Genomic DNA, 555 nt, shown 5'->3' with positions numbered 1-555 from the left:
ATGGGCCGGCTGGTGTCGTCGCTGGGCGTGGCCCGTGCCGACCAGCCCAGCCTGGAAGACGTGGGCCAAGACCGCGGCCTGCTGCCGCCCGAGGAACTGTGCCCGTTCGAGACCCCGGCCATCCTGAATATCGACAAGGCCAAGGCCGTGGCCGACGCCCCGGTGCGCAGCCGCCCGGCGGCCCCGGCGCCAGCCCCCGCGGCACCGGCTCCGAGCAAGGTCACCTTTTCGTCCGACGCCCTGTTCGACTTTGACAAGTCGGTGCTCAAAGCCGAAGGCAAGAAGAACCTGGGCGAATTGGTCGCCAAGATCAAGTCGGTCAACCTGGACGTGGTGATCGCCGTGGGCCACACCGACAGCCTGGGCCCCGACGCTTACAACCAGCGCCTGTCGCTGGCCCGTGCCGACGCGGTCAAGGCCTACCTGGTGAGCCAGGGCGTGCCGGCCGACCGCGTGCGCACCGAAGGCAAGGGCGAAAGCGAGCCGGTCGCCAGCAACGACACCCGCGAAGGCCGGGCCAAAAACCGCCGGGTGGACGTGACCGTGGTGGAACTG

1 protein-coding gene is annotated in these 555 nt (G+C 69.5%); it reads left to right on the top strand.

What is annotated here, in order from left to right; all coding sequences use genetic code 11:
* Window positions 1-555, top strand: a 555-nt coding sequence (locus HA630_RS00670; protein WP_166832051.1) for an OmpA family protein, incomplete at both ends; no start/stop codon positions are given.

This window comes from Aquabacterium sp. A08 (assembly GCF_011742065.1).
The sequence above is the reverse complement of the archived record's forward strand: the minus strand, read 5'-3'. Positions and strand labels throughout refer to the sequence as shown.